The sequence below is a fragment of the Duganella sp. Root336D2 genome, assembly GCF_001425005.1.
Classification (GTDB): domain Bacteria; phylum Pseudomonadota; class Gammaproteobacteria; order Burkholderiales; family Burkholderiaceae_D; genus Rugamonas.
In genome coordinates this window covers 1-1,727 of the sequence record NZ_LMDB01000034.1, presented here as the reverse complement: position 1 = coordinate 1,727, position 1,727 = coordinate 1, and the positions used below count along the sequence as shown (strand labels likewise).

General features: G+C 57.0%; 2 protein-coding genes. Both read right to left on the bottom strand.

What is annotated here, in order from left to right; translation table 11 throughout:
* Positions 1-418 precede the first annotated feature (418 nt).
* The gene (locus ASD07_RS20440) at positions 419-1,207 is read right to left on the bottom strand and encodes a plasmid recombination protein (protein WP_055934513.1); all 789 of its coding nucleotides are present in this window, start codon (positions 1,205-1,207) and stop codon (positions 419-421) included.
* A gap of 111 nt (positions 1,208-1,318) precedes the next feature.
* Positions 1,319-1,678 carry a hypothetical protein gene (locus tag ASD07_RS20435; protein ID WP_229207227.1) on the bottom strand — a complete coding sequence of 120 codons (360 nt, stop codon included), beginning with the start codon at positions 1,676-1,678 and terminating at the stop codon, positions 1,319-1,321.
* Between the last annotated feature and the right edge of the window lie 49 nt (positions 1,679-1,727).

The window sequence follows — 1,727 nt, the reverse complement described above, 5'->3', positions numbered from 1 at the left end:
CTCCTGGTCGGCAAACAGACTGGTTTTGATCATCGAATTCGGCTCAGATCGAAGAAGCCAAGATCATGCCATCAATGGCGAGGTTTTTCGAGGTGCCCCGTCGTTAATTTGGCCACGGCTGCGTACCAAACATCGGCTGCTTGCTCGCTCTGTTGCAGCATGGTCGGGCCGATATTCTCAACCTTGCCGAACGATAGCGCGTATTGAACCGGTCGTCCAACGAGATACCTGTTTGCCTCACCAGATTTCTGGTAGTCCGTGAGCCGGCCGCATGCTCAACGTCGTAACTCCTGTCCGCAAACCCTATAGGCTTCTAGCGCAGTTCCTTTCAAAGTCTTTTGCAGAAGTCGCGAACCCTACACAGGATAGGGTTCGACTGGAATCCACAGCACACCATTTCATAAACCCTATAGGGATGTCATAGCGGGGCTTTTCCATGCCGAGCGCCGAGCTGTTTTGCCTTGCGATGTGCGCTGTTCGCTGTCATGGTCCTCACGAAATCCCCAGCCATTCGTTTTCGGATGCTCAGGTCAATGCCCAGAGCTTCGACTAGCGGGAGCGGGTCCGACGCATGCGGAGCGAGTAGGACGCCAATTACCTCACCGCCGAGGTTGGTTCGAGACTGCAGCAAGGCGTGCGCGATTCGTAGGGCGTCTTCCCTTACCGTCTTGCTGGGGCGCTTTCGAGCAGAAGGGCGGACGAACCCGTAACGCTTCCCTATGGATTTGAAGTAGTCTTCCTGGCGGGCAGCCAGCGTTGCACGCCCTCCCATCAAATCGCTTCCGACCATGCGACTGCCGACAAGAGGCAACAATAGAACGTGGCAATGTGGCGCGGCTTGGTCGAGATGTACCGCCGCGCTTAGGACGGGCACGCCGAATGACTGTTCTACCCATTGCACTGAATCCTCAAAGTAAGCGTGGAGGTCAGCGTCATGGTTTGGAGGCAGGCTCATGACCACCTCCAAAGCCATCACTGCATCCTTTCGCAGCGTCTTAACGCCCGCTGTGGACATGAGCTCTTGAGCAAGGGCGCAGACCCCCAGAGCGGAACCTGGGCCACGCACGATGTAGTTCAGCGAGGTTCGAGCGGTGTCGATGGAGCCTTGCTCACCCGCTCCCTTCATGGTGAACTCGCGTAGGTTGTGTCGTGCCGCGACATGGAGGATGTCCTTGCCCCGCAGTTTTCGGATGCGGAGGAACGTCACGCCCACTGAATTTCGCTCACACCGGAATAGAGCGCGGTTGCGAGCACCGCAAAATCAAGCGGATGTGCAAGGAGCATCTGCAGGACGAGAATGAGAGCTCGCTTCATCGGCTTACTCCTTGCCTGCGGTTGCAATGACCCACGCTCGGAGCTTTTGGAAGTCGTCGTCGTCGAATGAATAGACACCATACTTGACTGACACCCCATCGCGGTCAACTCCCGCAACCATTTTGCAGGGCACGCGCAGGCCACGACGGCGAAGGTCGGCAACGAGTTCGGGAGAATTCGACGCCCCTGCAATACGGTCCAGGTCCTCACGTTTGCATGGCCCCTTACTCAAGGCATCAATCGCGCGGAGATGGCGGGGATTGTCAGTGCCGACGAAGTCGGACCTGCTGTTGCGGCCGTGAGGCGAGTTTTCCGGTAAGCGTAAAGCCAGCACCGTCTGGACGTAGGAATCGCCCCCATCCATGATCGAATTTTGGCACAGCAGTTGTGCCCACAAATTCAATTATGGACAC

Coding starts and splice junctions, on each gene's coding strand:
- ASD07_RS20435 (WP_229207227.1), bottom strand. CDS start 1,678: ATGGATGGGGGCGATTCCTACGTCCAGACGGTGCTGGCTTTACGCTTA.